Origin of the sequence: Cryobacterium arcticum, from assembly GCF_001679725.1 — a bacterium.
Taxonomy (GTDB): Bacteria; Actinomycetota; Actinomycetes; order Actinomycetales; family Microbacteriaceae; genus Cryobacterium; species Cryobacterium arcticum_A.
In genome coordinates this window covers 3,674,264-3,690,482 of sequence record NZ_CP016282.1, presented here as the reverse complement: position 1 = coordinate 3,690,482, position 16,219 = coordinate 3,674,264, and the positions used below count along the sequence as shown (strand labels likewise).

12 protein-coding genes are annotated in these 16,219 nt (G+C 71.6%); 4 read left to right on the top strand and 8 right to left on the bottom strand.

Features of this window, described 5'->3' with window-relative positions; all coding sequences use genetic code 11:
• Positions 1 to 75 precede the first annotated feature (75 nt).
• The 3 genes from PA27867_RS16745 to PA27867_RS16735 form a co-directional block, all read right to left on the bottom strand.
• Positions 76 to 924, bottom strand: coding sequence for a hypothetical protein (locus PA27867_RS16745; protein ID WP_084021260.1), 849 nt, complete (start codon positions 922 to 924; stop codon positions 76 to 78).
• A gap of 65 nt (positions 925 to 989) precedes the next feature.
• Positions 990 to 1,361 carry a DUF488 domain-containing protein gene (locus PA27867_RS16740; protein ID WP_066598211.1) on the bottom strand — a complete coding sequence of 124 codons (372 nt, stop codon included), beginning with the start codon at positions 1,359 to 1,361 and terminating at the stop codon, positions 990 to 992.
• A 22-nt stretch (positions 1,362 to 1,383) separates the two neighbouring features.
• The gene (locus PA27867_RS16735; protein WP_066598210.1) at positions 1,384 to 3,576 is read right to left on the bottom strand and encodes a heavy metal translocating P-type ATPase; all 2,193 of its coding nucleotides are present in this window, start codon (positions 3,574 to 3,576) and stop codon (positions 1,384 to 1,386) included.
• Between the two features lie 97 nt (positions 3,577 to 3,673).
• Here PA27867_RS16735 and PA27867_RS16730 point away from each other — a divergent pair, with 97 nt between their 5' ends.
• Complete coding sequence (locus PA27867_RS16730) at positions 3,674 to 3,925, top strand: SHOCT domain-containing protein (protein ID WP_066598209.1); 252 nt, start codon at positions 3,674 to 3,676, stop codon at positions 3,923 to 3,925.
• Positions 3,926 to 3,953: 28 nt separating this feature from the next.
• Here PA27867_RS16730 and PA27867_RS16725 read toward each other — a convergent pair whose 3' ends face one another.
• Both PA27867_RS16725 and PA27867_RS16720 read right to left on the bottom strand, forming a co-directional pair.
• Entirely contained in the window at positions 3,954 to 4,583 is a 630-nt protein-coding gene (locus PA27867_RS16725) for a GNAT family N-acetyltransferase (protein ID WP_167550861.1), read from the bottom strand.
• A gap of 60 nt (positions 4,584 to 4,643) precedes the next feature.
• Positions 4,644 to 10,505 (bottom strand): SCO7613 C-terminal domain-containing membrane protein, encoded by a 5,862-nt coding sequence (locus PA27867_RS16720; protein WP_066598208.1) that lies wholly within the window; start codon positions 10,503 to 10,505, stop codon positions 4,644 to 4,646.
• 501 nt (positions 10,506 to 11,006) lie between these two features.
• Between PA27867_RS16720 and PA27867_RS16715 the strand changes: the two genes are divergently transcribed.
• Complete coding sequence (locus PA27867_RS16715; RefSeq protein WP_066598207.1) at positions 11,007 to 11,288, top strand: HPr family phosphocarrier protein; 282 nt, start codon at positions 11,007 to 11,009, stop codon at positions 11,286 to 11,288.
• Between the two features lie 214 nt (positions 11,289 to 11,502).
• Here the strand turns inward: PA27867_RS16715 and PA27867_RS16710 are convergent, their stop codons facing one another.
• Positions 11,503 to 12,318: an alpha/beta fold hydrolase gene (locus tag PA27867_RS16710; RefSeq protein ID WP_066598206.1), complete on the bottom strand. Its 816-nt coding sequence runs from the start codon at positions 12,316 to 12,318 to the stop codon at positions 11,503 to 11,505.
• Between the two features lie 93 nt (positions 12,319 to 12,411).
• On the opposite strand from PA27867_RS16710, the gene PA27867_RS16705 reads away from it, so the two are divergent.
• Together PA27867_RS16705 and PA27867_RS16700 are read left to right on the top strand one after the other, a co-directional pair.
• Positions 12,412 to 13,332 (top strand): AEC family transporter, encoded by a 921-nt coding sequence (locus PA27867_RS16705; RefSeq protein WP_066598205.1) that lies wholly within the window; start codon positions 12,412 to 12,414, stop codon positions 13,330 to 13,332.
• A 224-nt stretch (positions 13,333 to 13,556) separates the two neighbouring features.
• Complete coding sequence (locus PA27867_RS16700; RefSeq protein WP_066598204.1) at positions 13,557 to 14,588, top strand: phosphotransferase family protein; 1,032 nt, start codon at positions 13,557 to 13,559, stop codon at positions 14,586 to 14,588.
• Here the strand turns inward: PA27867_RS16700 and PA27867_RS16695 are convergent.
• A complete protein-coding gene (locus tag PA27867_RS16695; protein WP_066598203.1) occupies positions 14,578 to 15,195 on the bottom strand; it encodes an antibiotic biosynthesis monooxygenase in 618 nt (205 codons plus the stop codon). The genes PA27867_RS16700 and PA27867_RS16695 overlap by 11 nt on opposite strands.
• Before the next feature lie 142 nt (positions 15,196 to 15,337).
• Positions 15,338 to 16,174, bottom strand: a complete 837-nt coding sequence (locus PA27867_RS16690; RefSeq protein WP_066598202.1) for an exodeoxyribonuclease III — start codon at positions 16,172 to 16,174, stop codon at positions 15,338 to 15,340.
• Between the last annotated feature and the right edge of the window lie 45 nt (positions 16,175 to 16,219).

Below are 16,219 nucleotides of genomic sequence, written 5' to 3'. Positions count from 1 at the left end.
TGGAGGGTAGTCGCCTTAGCTGTCCGTTGGGCTCCTTTTTGGGGCCAAGGGCGGCGAAGCGGGTGCGCGGCGGGCTCAGGCGTCACGGCGCATAAGCAGTACTGCTGCCGTGCCGAGCACCGCACCGCCGAACCCGAGCATGATGAGCAGTGCCTGCCAGGGTTCGAACGGGCTCGCGAGCACGCTGTTTCCCCAGAAGAACAGTTCTTGACCGGCCACTCCGGGCAGCCAGGCCATCAGGTCCGTGGCCCACTGGGCAGGAACGAGGCGTAGCGCCGACGGCAGCACCAGGATCAGGCCCATGGTGGCGGCGATGCCGCCGGGCACCGACCGGGTGATGGCACCGATTCCCAACGCGATGACGCCGGTGAGCGCCAGGTAGAGCGCGCCGCCGGCCATCCGCAGCCAGAGGGTGGAGTCGCCGGCGTCCGGGTAGATGCCCACCCCGGCCAGAACCGGCAGGGCAGCCAGGTAGGCGATCACGATCGCCGCGAACCCGACTGCGAAGGTGAGCAGGAAGAATACGGCGGCCTTCGCCCAGAGCACCGGCAGACGGGTGGGCACAGCGGTGAGGGTGGACCGGATCTGGCCCGTCGAGTACTCCCCGCTGGTGAGTAGGACGCCCTGCACCGCGATGGCGAGTTGGGCGGCGACCAGGCCCAGGGTCGCGCTGATGACCGCGAGGTTCGTGGCCAGCGCGGTGCTCGACGCGGCGGGCATGCTCATGGTCAGTGCCATTAGCACCGCGAAGACCAGTTGCACAACCACGATGATCGAGAACGACCAGACCGTGGACCGCAGCGACAGCAGCTTGATCCACTCGCCGCGGAGGATGCCGCCGAAACTCACCGCACGACCCGCCGACCGCTGGGCGGCGACGGTCTTCGGGGCGAATGCACTGTCGAACTGGGGTGCAGGGAGCATTGTCGTGTCCTTGTCGTGAAGTGGCACCGGGATGTCTCTGGGTCAGACAATAGCGGCTGGCCGGGTCACGGATGCGGCGGTGCGGCCAGGTATTCGGCGAGGACCCGGGCGTGGTTGACATGCGGGTCCTTGGCGCCGTACAGCAGGGTGGTGGTCGGCGGGTTGTGGGCGGCCAGCTGGCGCAGCTCGTCCACCGCCCGCAGCGTGTCGGTGTCGCCTTCCAGCTCGGCACGGTACCGGGCGGTGAACTCGTCGAGCCGGGCGGGATCGTGGTTCCACCACGCACGGAGCGCCGGCGACGGGGCGACGTCCTTCAGCCAGGCATCCAGGCGGGCGCGTTCGGTCGAGACGCCGCGCGGCCAGAGCCGGTCCACGAGCACGCGGCATCCGTCGTCGGCCGACACGTCGTCGTAGATGCGCTTAATCTGGAAGGTCATGCGCACACCATAGACCGAGCGCCTACCGTGAGCCGACCGGGACGTCGTGAGCCACGGGAGGCCGCGTGCCGAGCGCCCGGGCGGCGCTGGCCTCAGGTCGCAGGTCGAGGCGGCGGAGCAGCTGGGCGTTGACGGCCACGACCACGGTCGACGCGGACATCAGCAGGGCGCCGATCTCCATGGGCAGCACGAAGCCGATCGGGGCGAGCACGCCGGCGGCCAGCGGCACGGCGAGCAGGTTGTAACCGGCGGCCCACCACAGGTTCTGTTCCATCTTGCGGTAACCGGCGCGGGAGAGCTCGATCACCGAGAGCACGGAGCGCGGGTCGTCACTGGCCAGGATGACGCCGGCCGACGCGATCGCGACATCCGTGCCGGCGCCGATGGCGATACCCACATCGGCCTGCGCCAGCGCGGGGGCGTCGTTGACGCCGTCGCCGACCATGGCCACCCGGTGGCCCTCCCGCTGCAACCGCACCACGGTTTCGGCCTTGTTGTCGGGGTGCACACCGGCGAAGACCCTGTCGATGCCGAGCTGTGCGGCCACCGACCGGGCCACTGCCTCGGCGTCTCCGGTGATCATCACGACGCTCACGCCCCGGGCGTGCAGGGCGTCGACGGCCTCGCGGGACTCCGGGCGCACCTCGTCGGCCAGGCCCAGTGCGCCGATCACGCGTCCGTCCTGCAGCACGTGCAGCACGATGGCGCCGTCGGCGGCCCAGCTGTCGGTGGCCGGGAGGGGCGCTGCGCCGTGTCGTTCGAGCAGGCTGGGACCGCCCACCGAGGTCTCCCGGCCGTCGACGATGGCCGTGACACCCACGGCGGTGGCCGCCTGGAACCCGCTGGCGAGGGGAATCTCGAGGCCTCGGCTGCGGGCCGCGGTCACGATGGCCCGGGCCAGCGGATGCTCGCTGTCGGCCTCGACCGCGGCCGTCAGGGCGATCAGCTCGTCATCGCTGTGCCCGCCGCTCGTATGCACGTGGGCCAGCACCGGCTCGCCGCGGGTGAGGGTGCCGGTCTTGTCGAACAGGACGGTGTCGATGGTGCGCATGCTCTCCAGCGCGAGCCGGTCGGTCACCAGCACTCCGCCGCGCGCGGCGCGTTCGGTGGCGATGGACACCACGAGCGGAATCGCCAGCCCCAGCGCGTGCGGGCAGGCGATCACGAGAACCGTGATGGTGCGCACGACGGCGTCCTGCGGGTTGCCGAGCAGGGTCCAGACGACCGCGGTGATCACGCCGGCCCCGAGTGCGAACCAGAACAGCCAGCCTGCTGCCCGGTCGGCGAGGCGCTGCGCCCGCGACGACGACCCCTGCGCCTCGGCGACGAGTCGGCGGATGCCCGCGAGCGCGGTGTCCTCGCCGACCGCGGTCACCCGCACGCGCAGGGCCGTGTCGGTGGCCACGGTGCCGGCCACCACCGGGGAGCCGGGCCCGCGGCTCACCGGACGGGACTCTCCCGTGATCATCGACTCGTCGACATCCGCCGTGCCCTCGGTGACCAGCCCGTCGGCGGGAATCCGGCCGCCGGGCCGCACGATCACGACGTCGCCCACGCGCAGGTCGGCCGGAGCGACGATGGTGACCTGACCGGCCTCGACCCGTTCGGCCTCGTCGGGCAGCAGCGCGGCGAGGGACTCGAGGGCCGAGGACGACTGGGCCAGCGAGCGCATCTCGATCCAGTGGCCCAGCAGCATGATCACGATCAGCAGGGCCAGTTCCCACCAGAAGTCGAGCTCCATGCTCAGGATGCCCAGGCTCGCGCCCCAGGAGGAGAGGAACGCCACGGTGATGGCCAGGGCGATGAGCAGCATCATGCCCGGGGACCGTTGTTTGAGCTCGCTGACCGCCCCGGTGAGAAACGGCCGGCCGCCCCAGACGTACATCACGGTGCCCAGCAGCGGGGAGATCCAGGCGGCCCAGGCCGCGTCGGGCAGCGGGTAGCCGATCAGGTGGGCGAACATGCCGCTGAAGCCGACCACGGGCGCGGCCAGCACCAGCATCACCCAGAACAGGCTCCGGAACTGGCCGACGTGGTCGCCGTGCCCGGCATGGCCCATGGCGGCGTGGTCCATGGTGCTGTGGACGTCGGCGCCGTGTCCATCGGCGTCGTGGTTCATCTGGCTGTGGCCCATTGCATCGTGGTTGGTCGAGCCGTGGTCGCTACTGCCGTGGTTGCTACTGCCGTGATCCCTCGTGCCGTGCGATGAAGTCATGCCTCGACCTTATACCCCCCAGGGGTACCGAACAAGGAAACGGGACTACCGTAGTGAGCAGATCCACCCGCGCTCGACCGACGAAAGGGGACCCAAGATGATGTGGGGATACGGAATGAACCCCGCCTGGCTGTGGCTCTACGGATTGCTGTCGGTGGCCGCCGTCGTGGTGCTCATCGTCTGGACCGTGCGAATCTTCCGCACCGACTCAGCCGGCCTGTCCGGTCCGCCGGGGCCCGGTCCTGTCGCGCCTCGCAGCGATGCCCGGCGTATCCTCGACGAACGCTACGCGCGCGGTGAGCTGACCACGGAGCAGTACAACGAACAGGTGCGTTCGCTGGGTCAGTGAGCGCTGCCTGCGAGCTGGGCCGGGCGAATCAGCCGAGACGGATGACCGCGGCCAGCAGGTCGGGCGCAAGCGGGCGGTCGGCGAAGATCACGCGCTGCAGCGCCGTGGTGTCCGGGCGGCCGTTCCCGGTCGGCACCCCGGCTGGGGTGCCCCCGCCGTGGCCCATCCAGACGCGCGTGAGCCCGATGCGCTCGAGCACGCGCACCGAGGCCGGATTGCCGGCCAGCGCTCGCGCGGTGACCGGGAACCTCGAGCTTCGCGCCTCGGCGAGGGCTGCCGTCGCGGCTTCGGTGGCGAGGCCGATGCCCCAGGCCGCCGGAGTGAGGCGGTAGCCGAAGTTGCGCACGCCGCAGTCCAGCAGGGTCGCCGACACCACACCGACGAGGGCGCCGGACGGAAGGCCTGGCAGAGCGGTGCGAGCGCGGACCGCCCAGCGGCCGAGACCGGAGCGCGCCCAGCTGCGCTCGCTGTCGCTGACCAGCAGCGCGGACTGCCGCAGTTCGGTGTGCCGACCGGCCGGCAGGTGCAACCAGGTGCGCGGGTCGGCATAGATATCGTGCACCTCGGCCAGGTCGGCCGCGCTCAGCGCCGCCAGGCTGAGACGCGGAGTGGTCAGACGCTCGGCGCTGGAGCCATGGGCGGAGAGGGTGGCGGGCACCTCCCTATGCTTCCACAGGCCGCGCTTCCGCAGGCCGCGCCGACTGCGTCCCAGAGGGACCTACCGCAGCGCCGAGACCCGCAGCGCCACGGCCTTGAGGTTCTGGATGCGCTGCTCGTAGCGCGCGGCCAGGGCGATCAGCAGAACACCGCCGATGCCGAGCCACAACCACCAGTACACCGCGGTGTACGCCAGCGCGATCCACGGCCACAGCTGGGCGAGACCGTGCACCAGGAGCACGACGCTGCCCAGCACGAACGGGGCCTGCAGCTTGCGCCGCACCCCGAGGAGCAGCACCGCGGTCGCGACGATCCCCAGGCCCACCACCCGCCAGAGCGGACTGGCCGTGAGGTCGAGCAGCAGCGACGGCAGCAACAGGAGCAGCAGCCCCGGAGCCAGTGCGCCCCAGCTGCGTGCGGCGGGAGCGCGGCCCAGGTGCAGCCATCCGCTCACGATGAGGACGACGGCCAGGGGCACGCTGACGAGCTCGACGGGGTCGGGCACACCACGGGCGACGCCGGCGCCGAGCATGGCGGCGGCCGCCGCGAGCGTCACCCAGGCCAGCAGCCGGCCGAGCGGGCTCGGGTCGAGGGAGAACACGGCCAGGTACGCCGCGGAGAGCAGCCACACGATCACCAGCATCCGCACGGTGGCCAGCGGATCGTACTGCAGCGCAGGCGCCTCGGCCAGGACGATCCCGATGGCGACGCCCATGGCGAGACCGTAGCCCGTGCGCCGCACGCCCTGGACCGCGGCGGCCGGCGCCCGGCCTGCCGACCAAACCAGCCCGGCACCGGTGGCCAGCACGAGACCCGCTGCCGGAAGCAGCCACGCCTCGAGCTGCCCGGTGGGCCCGGCCGGCGTGCCGTACAGGGGCAGGAGGCGCAGCCCGGACGTGACGAGCACGGCGAAGACACCCACCAGGGTGGCCGGCCCGGCGAGCACGCCCCATCGCGGATGCGCCACAAGCCGCGCACCCAGGATGCCGAGCGCGCCGGCCGCGACCAGCACGAGCACCGGCCGCAGCACCGTGCCGTCGCTACCCGCGACGGCGCTCGGCAGCAGCGCGAGCGCGAGGCCGACGGCGACAACACCCTGGTGGCGCAGCCGGGCGGATGCGGGAAGCGCCGCGCCGGTCTGCCGGCTTGCCGGTGCACCGAGCGGAGCCCTGAGGAGCCCGGCGGTGACCAGCTGCCCGGCCACGAGGGCCAGACCGAGCGGGATCGTGCCCAGTTCGATCGGGGTGAACAGGTCGCGTCCGGCGCCGGCCACGAGCGAGAGCAGCCCGGCGGCGAGGGCGAGCCAGGCCAGCACGGTGCCGGCCCGGCTGCGGTCGAACCGGAGCACGGCGACGTGCACCAGAGCGAACAGGACCACCAGGGCGATCGCGCGGCCCGGGGCGTACGGGGCGAAGCCGAGGGCGCCGGTTTCGGTGCCGAGGATTCCCAGCAGCGCCACCCCGACCAGGGCGTAGCCGACGGTGCGGCGGACGGACGGGACAGCTCCGGGTGAGGCCGGCACAGGAATACCGTTTGCCGACGTTGCCGACGTTGCCGACGTTGCCGACGTTGCCGACGTTGCCGACGTTGCCGACGTTGCCGACGTTGCCGACGTTGCCGACGTTGCCGTGATGAGCCAGCCGCCGGTCACCACGAGGAGCAGGGCCGCGGGCAGTAACCAGGCCTCGACCCGCCCGTCGGCCGGGCCTGTGGCGAGCAGCGCCTGCAGCCGCCCGCCGACGGTCACGATGATGGCGGCCACCCCGACGAGCACGGCGGGCCAGGCCAGCGGTGCCCAACGGGCCCGGCCGAAGGCGGCCGCGCCCGCCAGGGCGAGCACCCCGCCGACCACGAGGGTACCGATCTGCCGGAGCCCGTCGGCGGTGATGCCGTTCAGGATGCCGCCGGCGAGTGGCGGGGTTCCCACGGCCGCGAGGGCGCTGGGCAGCACCGCGAGGGCCAGTCCCACGCCGATCCAGATCGGCGCCGACGAGAGCGGGCGAGAAGCGGAGGGCGCCGAGCCGGTCATGCCCGCCGATTCAGCCGGTCCCGTGCTGCCGGTGGGGGCCGTCGTTCCGCCCGTGGCGAGGGTGCCCGCAGACGCAGGCGACCACGGGCGCACCCGCACCAGCTGTCCAGCCGCGAGGGCGAGCGCGACGGGCACGGCGACGAGCTCGAACGGCTGCACGGCACCGGCGAGCAGGGCCGCGGACGCCGCGACCCCGGCCAGCACGAGGGCCGGCCAAGCGGTGACGGCACCGAGGGGAGTCCGCTCTGCCCGGAACGCCACGACGGCGAACACCGAGAGCGCCGGCACCAGAATCAGGGGTCGCGCTGCGCCGAGAGCCGAGGAGTCGAACGCCGCCGCCTCCAGAAGGGTCAGCGTGATCAGGCCCACCAGCAGCAGCGCGGTGCTCGCGCGGCGTCGGATGGTCTGAGGGCGGGCATCCGGCTGCCGCAGCAGCAGTACTGCGGCCAGGATCAGCAGGCCCACGGTGGGCAGCAGCCACGCTTCGAGTGCGGGACCGGCCGGCCCGGCGGCCGTGACGATGCGTTGGGAGCGGGCGATGCCGCAGGTCAGCAGGCCGAGGGCGCCGGCCAGACCGACAGCGGCGAGGTACGCCGAGCGGGCCGGGGTGCTGCGCAGAATGCTGGCGCCCACGAGCAGCACTGCGGATGCCGTGCCCACGATCACCGGGCGTAGCACCGAGCCGGTCTGTCCGGTCACGGCGAGGGGGAGCAGGGCCACGACCAGCCCGGCCAGGGTGAGCAGCGCGGAGCCCGGGCTCGCGGCGACGGCGCGGTCGACCCGGCCGAAACGCCAGAGCAGTGCGGCCAGGAGCAGCAGCAGCCCGGCCAGCGGCAGCACATAGGCCTCGACCGGGGTGGTTCCGGCGCGCGCCAGGCCCCACCAGAGCGCCGCGGTCGCGGTGACCAGGGCGAGCCAGCCGAGGTGGCGGCGCCACGACCGCGACGCGAACAGGCCGTCGGTGTCGACCGCGGCGAGCAGCAGGATCACGCCGGTGATGAGCAGCACCAGCCAGCCGAACTCGGTCACGTTCGGTCGCAGGAACGCGGAGGCGAGCACCAGCGCGGCGCCGAGCTCGAGGCCGACGACGGCGGGCCGGCGCCCGACCAGGCGGAGGACCAGCGCGAGGGCAACGGTGACCAGGGCCGCGACCGGCGCGGCGAGCACGGATGCCGCGGCGGGCGCATCCGTGATCAGAACGAGGTTGAGCGTGAGCGACAACAGCGCCGGTGCCACGAGGAGAGCCGCCGTCAGCCGCTCCCACGACCGGGTGCCCGGGGCGCGCGAATCGCGGCCCAACGCCCAGAGCAGCAGCGCCGCCACGACCAGGACCGTGACGACAACACCGGCAACGGGTACGACCGGGGCCACCGCGGCGCGTTCGGAGAAGGACAAACCGTCGAGCAGGAGGCCGAGGGGCAGCGCGAGCACAACGAGAGTGGGGGCGCAGAGGGTCCAGAACGCCCAACGGCGTTCGGTGGTGGTCAGCCCGCCGACCCGGTTCTGCGCCGCGAAAACCTGCACCAGCCCGGTGACCAGGCCCAGGCTGAGCGCCACGAGCACCCAGAGCACGGCCGTGACCGGCGGGTCGGCCAGGGTGAGGGCGTGGGGCGTGGCGACGGCCCCGACCAGGCCGAGCACGATCGCGCCACTCAGCAGTGCACCACGGCGGCGGGCAAGGGTCTCCCTGTCGAGCAGCAGTCGGGCGAACACGAGAACCAGCACCGCCGACAGGGTTCCGAGCCACCAACTGGAGGCGGTGGCCCAGCCGATCAGGTATCCGAGGGCCTCGGCGCTCGCCAGAACCGTCACGATCAAGCTGCGGTACCCCCCGAAGGAGTACGCGCGCCGGCGGGCGGCGAACAACGCGGCCAGGGCGCCGGCGCCGAGCAACACGTAGAGGGGCAGGATCAGCCACAGCCACTGGGTGAACGGCACCGCCAGCAGCATCGCCACCGCGCCGAACCAGGCCAGGATGCGCAGCCGGGAGGCCAGCACCGCGCCGGCCCGCCAGAATCCGGCCGCCAACACCGCGACCCCTGCCAGCGTCGCCAGGGCCCACCCGCTCTGCGCGGGAACCTCGGTGAGCGGGCCGGTCGCCCGGTCCAGCGTGCTCACCAGGGCGCCGGCCAGCGGCACCGAGGCCACCAGAACCGTGAGCAGGCCGAGGGCCGTGGCCAGCACGGTCGCCGAGAGTGTTCCGGTGAGCAGCGCCTGCCGGGTCGGTCCGGCTGTGCGCCGACGCCAGGCCAGCTCCCCGCCGAGGGCGAGCACCGCGGCGGTCAGCAGTGGCACGGAAACGAGAAGCTCGGTGCTGCCGGTGCGCCAGCTGAGGGCGATGACGCCCAGCACCACGGCCAGGGCGGCCAGGCCGACGGATGCGGATGCGGCGGCCCGGTAGCCGCCATCCGTTCGCCGGCTGGTCAGCAGGGTGACGGCCTGCGCCACCGCGAGCACGGCGACGGCGCCGAAGCTGGGCAGGGGAGCGGTGTCGGTGCCGGGCTGCACGAAGCCGGCCACGGCGAGGGCGCTGACCAGGGCCAGCCCGGCCAGGATGAGCAGCGCGGCGCGTTCGGCCCGGCGGTCGAGCGCGGGCCAGAACCGGGCCGTGCCCGGCAGGGTGAACCGGTGCACGAGGGTGCCGGCGGCCACGCCGAGGGCGGCCAGGAAGAGCCGGGTGAGCGGGGGCGCATCCGTCGCGAGCCCCGCGGCCAGCAGCCCGAGGCCCGGAGCGGCGGTGGCGAAACCGGCCACGCTGGCCACGCGCAGGTTCGACACGGCGTGCCAGAGCAGGAACAGCGCGGTGCACACCAGCAGGGCGACACCCCAATAGAGCAGCGCGTCGGTGGCGCCGAGACCGCCCAGGTCGTTGCGCCGCAGCGCCCAGACGTCCAGGAGCACCAGTACCACGGCCAGGGCGCCGATGCCCTCCGCGGTGCTCACCAGGCGGCGGCGACGCAGGAGCGCCGCCGTGGCCAGGGTGGCGAGCGTGAAGGCGCCCACCACGACCGACCGGAAGGCCAGCCCGGCATTGAACCAGGCCACCGTGAGGAAGAAGATCGCGGCCACCGAGACGAGTGAGACACCCACGATGAGCAGCACGATCTGCACGCTCGACCGCCGCCGCCCGGGTGGGCCGCCGTTCGCTGCGGATGCGGGCGGTGCCGATGTGGGCGGGACCGATGCAGGCGGAGCGGACGCGGGCGGGACCGACGCGTGCGGTGCGGATGCGGGCAGGACTGACGCGGGCGGTGCGGATGCGGGCGGTGCGGACGCGGGCAGGACTGACGCGGGCGGCACGGATGCGGGCAGGACTGACGCGTGCGGGACCGGCGGTGCGAACGCTGCCGGCGCGGCCTGCGTGGCTGCGGCGTGGATCGGCGCGGTGCGTGACTCAGCGGCCGCGGTCACTGAGGGGTCGCGCGGCTGCGCCAGCGAGGCCTCGTGCGCCGCCGCCAGTGAGGCTGCCTGCGCTGCGGCCTGGGCGACAGCGTCGGCTACGGACGGTGTCGCCGACCGTGCTGCCGCCGCGGCCGCGGCGTCGCGCGCCGCCGCTTCAAGTCCCTCTCGTCGGACTGAAGCTGCGTGTGTCTCGGTCTGTGTCTTGGCCTGCTGCGCCTCGGCGGCCGAGTGGGCCGCGGCCACGTCGAAGCGGATGCGGCCGATCAACTCCACCCGGCGGTGCAACGCGGTGGCGGCATCCGTTGACGCGCTCAGGAGTTCGCGAGCGGCCGGATGGCGCAGGTCGAGCCCGCAGGACGCACAGACCGGCGACGGCAGGCGGGTCAGGCAGGCCGGGCAGAGGGTCGTGTCGGTCAGCTCGGACGCGCTCCGGGGCCAGAGGTGCCGCCCGGCGTACTGGGCGAAATCGCGTATGGAGCTGCTCGGTGACATCAATCCCCCTGATGAGTGGTGCGGCCACCACAGGTTATCGGCTGCCCGCGCGCGCCGGGCGAGTTGTGCACACACTCGCCGTGGCGCTCCCGCGCACCTGCCGGACCGGTGGCCTGGCCCGGCACCCGGCACCCCGTACCCCGCCCCGCCTCGCCCCGCCTCGCCTCGCCCCGCCTCGCGATTGCGAACGTCCGCGAAGGCGGGCGAATGGTTGCCACGGCGCGCTTGAAGGAACCGAATCACCGCTGTCGCGAGATGGCCCGTGCGATTTTGACGCCGTCGAACGGGCGGGTACAGTTCTCGTGCACTGGAAACGGTGCACTCACAGGATTGTGACCGCGTCAGTGGGCAAGACCTGATCTGAAGCTTCGGCTGATGATCGGGTCTTTTTTTTGCCCTGAGGATCTACCACCGGTACCCCGCCGGACGATCCCTCCGTATCGGTCCGGCACCCTGCCAACAGCCTCAACCGTGCCACTCTCACCATCTCCAGGAGGAACCATGTCAGAACGTACCGCCACCATCGCCAGCCGCGTCGGCCTGCACGCCCGCCCCGCGGCGATCTTCGCCGAGGCCGTGAACGCCCAGGACGTGGACGTCACCATCGCCCTCGAGGGCGACCCGGCCGAGGAGGCCATGGATGCCTCGAGCATCCTCAGCCTGATGAGCCTGGGCGCCGCACACGGCCAGGTCGTCGTGCTGCGCGCCGAGGGCGCGGGCGCCGATGAAGCCCTCGAGGCCCTCGCGCAGATCCTCGAGACGGACCACGACGCCGCCGAATAGCGCACGCGCCGCGGCCCAACGGGTTAGCAACGAAACAGAGGGCCCCGGGAGACCGGGGCCCTTCCTGTATCCCGCGCGGGTCGGCCTCCGGGCTGACACGTTCACTGCGCCTCGTATGGCCCAGTGCGCCAGCTATAGCTGGCGCAGTGGGCCACCCGGGGTGCAGCGACCGGCACGAGGTGCGGCCGCCGGGCGGGGCGCGCGAGTAGCGGGCCTAGAGGCCGTTCTCGGCCAGCCAGCCGAGCAGCACCCGCTCGACGTCGGCGGGCTGCTCCACATTGGGCAGGTGCGCGGCGTCGCGGAACACGCATCCGCTCGCCTCGGGCACCGTGCTGACCAGGTATTCGTATTGGGCGAGCACTTCGGAGATGTCGTACTCGCCGACCGTGACGAGGGTGGGCACGGTGATGTCGACGACCCTGTCGAAGGCGGGCGGGTCGAGGGGGAGCGACACCGGGTTCTCGTCGGCGTGGATGACGTTCACCCGGTTGAGGGCGTAGGCGGTCGCGACGAAGTCGGGGTCGAGGTCCTCCTCCCGCCGCAGCGGGCCGAAGTCCCAGAGCGCAGCCTCGAGGCGGGCCTGGCGGTGCCAGTCCTGGGCCTCGAAAGCCCGGTCGATCTCGTCGAACCTGGCGTCCTCCACATCGGTGAGCTCCGTGGGCGGAAATCCGCTCGGGCCGGAGCCGATGGTGACCAGCCCGGCCACACGGTCCGGGTGCTCCACAGCCAGGTCGATGGCGATGGAACCGCCACGCGAGCAGCCGATCAGGGTGGCCCGGGCCACGCCGAGGTGGTCGAGCACGGCGAGGGCATCCGCTCGATTGGAGAACTCGACGTCCTCGGTGCTCGTCTGGCCGAAGCCGCGGGTGTCGAAGCGGATGACGTAATGGTCCGCGGCCAGCGCGGGAACCTGGGGATCCCACATGCGCAGGTTCGCGATGCCCGCGTGGATCAGCAGCAGCGCGGGCTTCGACACGTGACCGTGGGCTTCGTAGTACAGGCTCGCGCCCGGAACATCGAGGTGAGGCATGATTCGAGCGTACGACGCACCACGCCGATCGGCGGGATTTTTTGCCGATCCGGCGCGCCCGGCCGCATCGAGGCGTGGTCGTAGGCTCAGAGGGTGGGCGGTGTACTGGTCGGTTTCTCGATCATCGGGTTTGTGATCCTGGTGGGCTACGTCGTCGAGCGCACCGGCGTGGCCGGCGACAGCGCCGGCCGGGTGCTCAACCGCATCGCCTTTTTCGTCGCCACCCCCGCCCTGCTGTTCACGGTGCTCGCCCACGCGGATGTGCACGTGCTGTTCTCCGCGTTCCTCGCCACCGTGCTGTGCAGCGTGATCATCGGCATGCTGCTCTACCTGCTGCTGGCGCGGTTGTTCTTCCGGGCGCCCGTGCCTGAGACCGTGCTCGGCGCGACGAGCGCCACCTATGTCAACGCGAACAACATCGGGCTGCCGGTGGCCATCTACGTGCTCGGCAGCGCCCAGTACGTGGCGCCCGTGTTGTTGCTGCAGCTGCTGGTGCTGGCGCCCATCACGCTCACCATCCTCGACTCTTCCACCCGTGGCCGGGTGTCGGTGCGCGGCATCCTCACCCAGCCGCTGCGCAACCCCATGATCATCGCCTCGGTGCTCGGCGTGCTCGTGGCCACGTTCGGCGTGACGGTGCCCGATGCCGTCATCGCGCCACTGGAGATCATCGGCGGTGCCGCGATCCCGCTGGTGCTCATGTCGTTCGGCATGTCGCTGCACGGGCAGAGGCTGCTGCAGGCCGGCACCGGGCGCAAGCAGGTGTTCGCGGCGTCGGTGATCAAGGTGGTGCTCATGCCCGTGATCGCGTACCTGTTCGGCCGGTTCGTCTTCGCCCTTGATGGCGCCGAGCTCTTCGCCGTGGTCACGGTCAGCGCACTGCCGACTGCGCAGAACATCTTCAACTTCGCCTCCCGGTACGACCGGGGCGTCGTGGTCGCCAGGGACACCGTGCTCCTGACCACGATCGGCGCGATCCCGGCGCTGGTGATCGTCGCGGCGCTGCTGGCCTGAGCCGCCCAGCCACGCTCGGCGCGCGTACCCAGGTGGAGCCGGCGAAGCGTTTAGTGCGACTCGTCTGCGTGCTCGGACGGCCAGACGACCGCGAAATGCTCGACGAGGATGTCGTCGTTCTCCGTCCACTCCGCTCAGCGCGCGGCCCTGACGCGCTTCCAGCGGATGCGCTGTTCCTTCACCACTGCCGGAAGCACAATCGATCGGAACGATAGGTTCGAACCGTGACCACTGCACCATCTACCGCGGAATCATCTACTCCGGACGTCTCGACCGGGACCCAAGCCGTGCTGCGGCGCATCCTCGACCCGATTGGCGAGGCGACCGGCGTCGAGGTGCTCACCGGGGGAATGTTCGCCACCACCTACCGGGTCGGACTGGCCGACGGCACTCGGGTGATTGTGAAGACAGCCCCCGCCGACACCGATCGACTGCTGACCTACGAACTCGACCTGGTGCGCACGGAAGCGCTCGTCTACGGGCTGGCCGCCGGCCGGCCGGAACTGCTCATGCCCCGGGTGCTGCACACCGACTTCAGCCGCCGCATCCTGCCCACCGACGTTGTCGTGGCGACTCACCTCGAGGGTGTGCCCGTGCTGGGCCGCACCACGGCCACCGGCGAATCGGCGGCCGAGCAGCCCGAGCTGCTGCACGACCTCGGCGCCGTCATGGCGCACCTGCACACGGTGACCGGCAGCGATTTCGGGTATCCCAATCGCGCGACCGGGCTCGTCGCGCCGACCTGGCCGGAGGCGTTCGGGTTGATGGTGGATGCCTTGTTGACGGATGCCGATCGCTGGGCGACGAGCGTGCCGTCGGCCGACATCCGCGCGGCTCTCCATCGGCACCGGGCAGCCCTCGCCGAAGTTACCGTCCCCGTGCTCGTACACACCGACCTCTGGGCGGGCAACCTCTTCATGGACCCCGCCACCGGACGCCTGACCGGCGTGATCGACCCGGAGCGGGCGTTCTGGGGCGACCCGTTGTTCGAGTTCGCCGGGGCCGACCAGCTCGGCGGGGGACCGGTGCCGACAGCGTTGCTGGACGGATACGTCTCGTGTGGGGCGCGCCTGGCGCTCGGGTCCCCGGCCGGGGACACCAGACTGCTGCTCTATCGGATGTACATTGCACTCGTTCAGCTGGTGGAAATCTCCCCTCGCCGCTATGCGGGCGACTGGGTCGTCGCGCACCGTGGCGCGGTCAACGAGTGCCTGCGCGCAGCCCTGACCGCTCTGGGACCCGCGGTCAGGCCCTAGGCCTCGGCGGCTTCTGCAGCCAGGGCCGCAGCCGCCGGGTGATGAAAGGCATGACGAGGTAGGTCATGGTGGGCGCCATCACGAAGGTGGTCAGCAGGATCCGCAGCACGGTCGGGATGTCGTTCCACTCAGGGTCGACCCCGGTGACCAGGTAGGTGAAGAGCACATTCAGCGGGAAGAAACCCAGCCCGATGGCCACGGCCTGCTTCCACCGCGGCGGCTGGAACGGGGAGGACGGCCCCGCGTTCTCCTGGGACTCGTCGAACCAGCCTTCGATGCCGGTGCGCTTGACCACGTGGGACTCGAGCACCAGGCCCTCGCCCTCGAGCAGCCAGGTGGTGCGGGCGATCGAGTTCTCCCAGGCCTCAAGCGACGCGGCATCCTGGAATTTGTAGAGCATGTGCCAGTGGCCGCTCCCGGCGTGCGCGCGCACCCAGCCGGAGCCGAGGAAGCCGGGGTATTCGTTGGCGAGGTCCATCCCGGTCTGCACCCAGTGGGTGGCCTCGTCGAAGCGTTCGGGCGCAACGCGGCGCCGGATGGACACGGTGACGGGAACGTCTGCGGGAGCTTGTGGCGCGCTGTCGTTCCCCGCTGCGGCAGGAGACATGCGTTAAGTATGGGCGACGGGTCGCGCCCGGATGCTGGCTCGCCGGGTTTCGACAAGCTCAACCACCGCGACAAGCTCAACCACCGCGACAAGCTCAACCACCGCGACAAGCTCAACCAGAGCAACAAGCTCCAGCGGGCAGCTAGAAGATCATCGGGCGGTCGTCGTCCTCGTCCTCGGTCTCGAGGTCCACGAGCACGGGCACGTGGTCGCTGGGCGCGTCGCCCTTGCGCTCGTCGCGGTGGATGCTCGCATCCGTCACGAGTTCCCCGAACGCCGGCGAGCCGAGGATGAAGTCGATGCGCAGGCCCTCGTTGCGGGGGAACCGCAGCGCCTTGTAGTCCCAGTAGGTGAACCCCTCGGGCACGATCGGGCGCACCACATCGGTGAAGCCCGCCGCCTCGAACGCCTCGAAGGCGCTGCGCTCCGCCGGCGAGATGTGCGTGGAGACGCCGGGAACCAGGCTCGGGTCGCCCACATCGGAGTCCAGCGGTGCCACGTTCCAGTCGCCCATCAGCGCCATCGCGAGCTCCGGGTTGCGTGCAAGTTCATCGGTGGCGTGGGTGCGCAGCCGGGCCAGCCAGTCCAGCTTGTAGACGTAGTGCGGGTCGTCGAGTGAACGGCCGTTGGGCACGTAAAGGCTCCACAGCCGCATGTCGTTCACGGTGACGCCGAGCGCGCGGGCCTCCAGCGGCAGCCCCGGGCCCTCTTCACCCTTGAGGAAGCCGGGCATCTCGGGGAACGCGGTGGCCACATCCGTCATCTCGTGGCGGCTGGCGAACGCCACGCCGTTCCACTGGCTGAGGCCGTGGATGGCCAACTCGTAGCCGGCGTCTTCGAACGCCTGCGCCGGGAACTGCTCGGGCTTGCACTTGATCTCCTGCATGGCGAGCACGTCGATGTCCTCCCGCACCATCCAATCGACCACCCGGTCGACGCGGGCACGGATGGAGTTGACGTTCCAGGTGGCAATGCGCATGCCCCCCAGCCTATTTGGCGCGGGCGCGCGAGAAACCTCGCTGAC

Bases quoted from the DNA above. Each gene is read 5' to 3' on its own strand.
- PA27867_RS16715 (WP_066598207.1), top strand. From the start codon at position 11,007: ATGTCAGAACGTACCGCCACCATCGCCAGCCGCGTCGGCCTGCACGCC.
- PA27867_RS16695 (WP_066598203.1), bottom strand. From the start codon at position 15,195: ATGTCTCCTGCCGCAGCGGGGAACGACAGCGCGCCACAAGCTCCCGCA.
- PA27867_RS16730 (WP_066598209.1), top strand. From the start codon at position 3,674: ATGATGTGGGGATACGGAATGAACCCCGCCTGGCTGTGGCTCTACGGA.
- PA27867_RS16740 (WP_066598211.1), bottom strand. From the start codon at position 1,361: ATGACCTTCCAGATTAAGCGCATCTACGACGACGTGTCGGCCGACGAC.
- PA27867_RS16710 (WP_066598206.1), bottom strand. From the start codon at position 12,318: ATGCCTCACCTCGATGTTCCGGGCGCGAGCCTGTACTACGAAGCCCAC.
- PA27867_RS16745 (WP_084021260.1), bottom strand. From the start codon at position 924: ATGCTCCCTGCACCCCAGTTCGACAGTGCATTCGCCCCGAAGACCGTC.
- PA27867_RS16690 (WP_066598202.1), bottom strand. From the start codon at position 16,174: ATGCGCATTGCCACCTGGAACGTCAACTCCATCCGTGCCCGCGTCGAC.
- PA27867_RS16735 (WP_066598210.1), bottom strand. From the start codon at position 3,576: ATGACTTCATCGCACGGCACGAGGGATCACGGCAGTAGCAACCACGGC.
- PA27867_RS16720 (WP_066598208.1), bottom strand. From the start codon at position 10,505: ATGTCACCGAGCAGCTCCATACGCGATTTCGCCCAGTACGCCGGGCGG.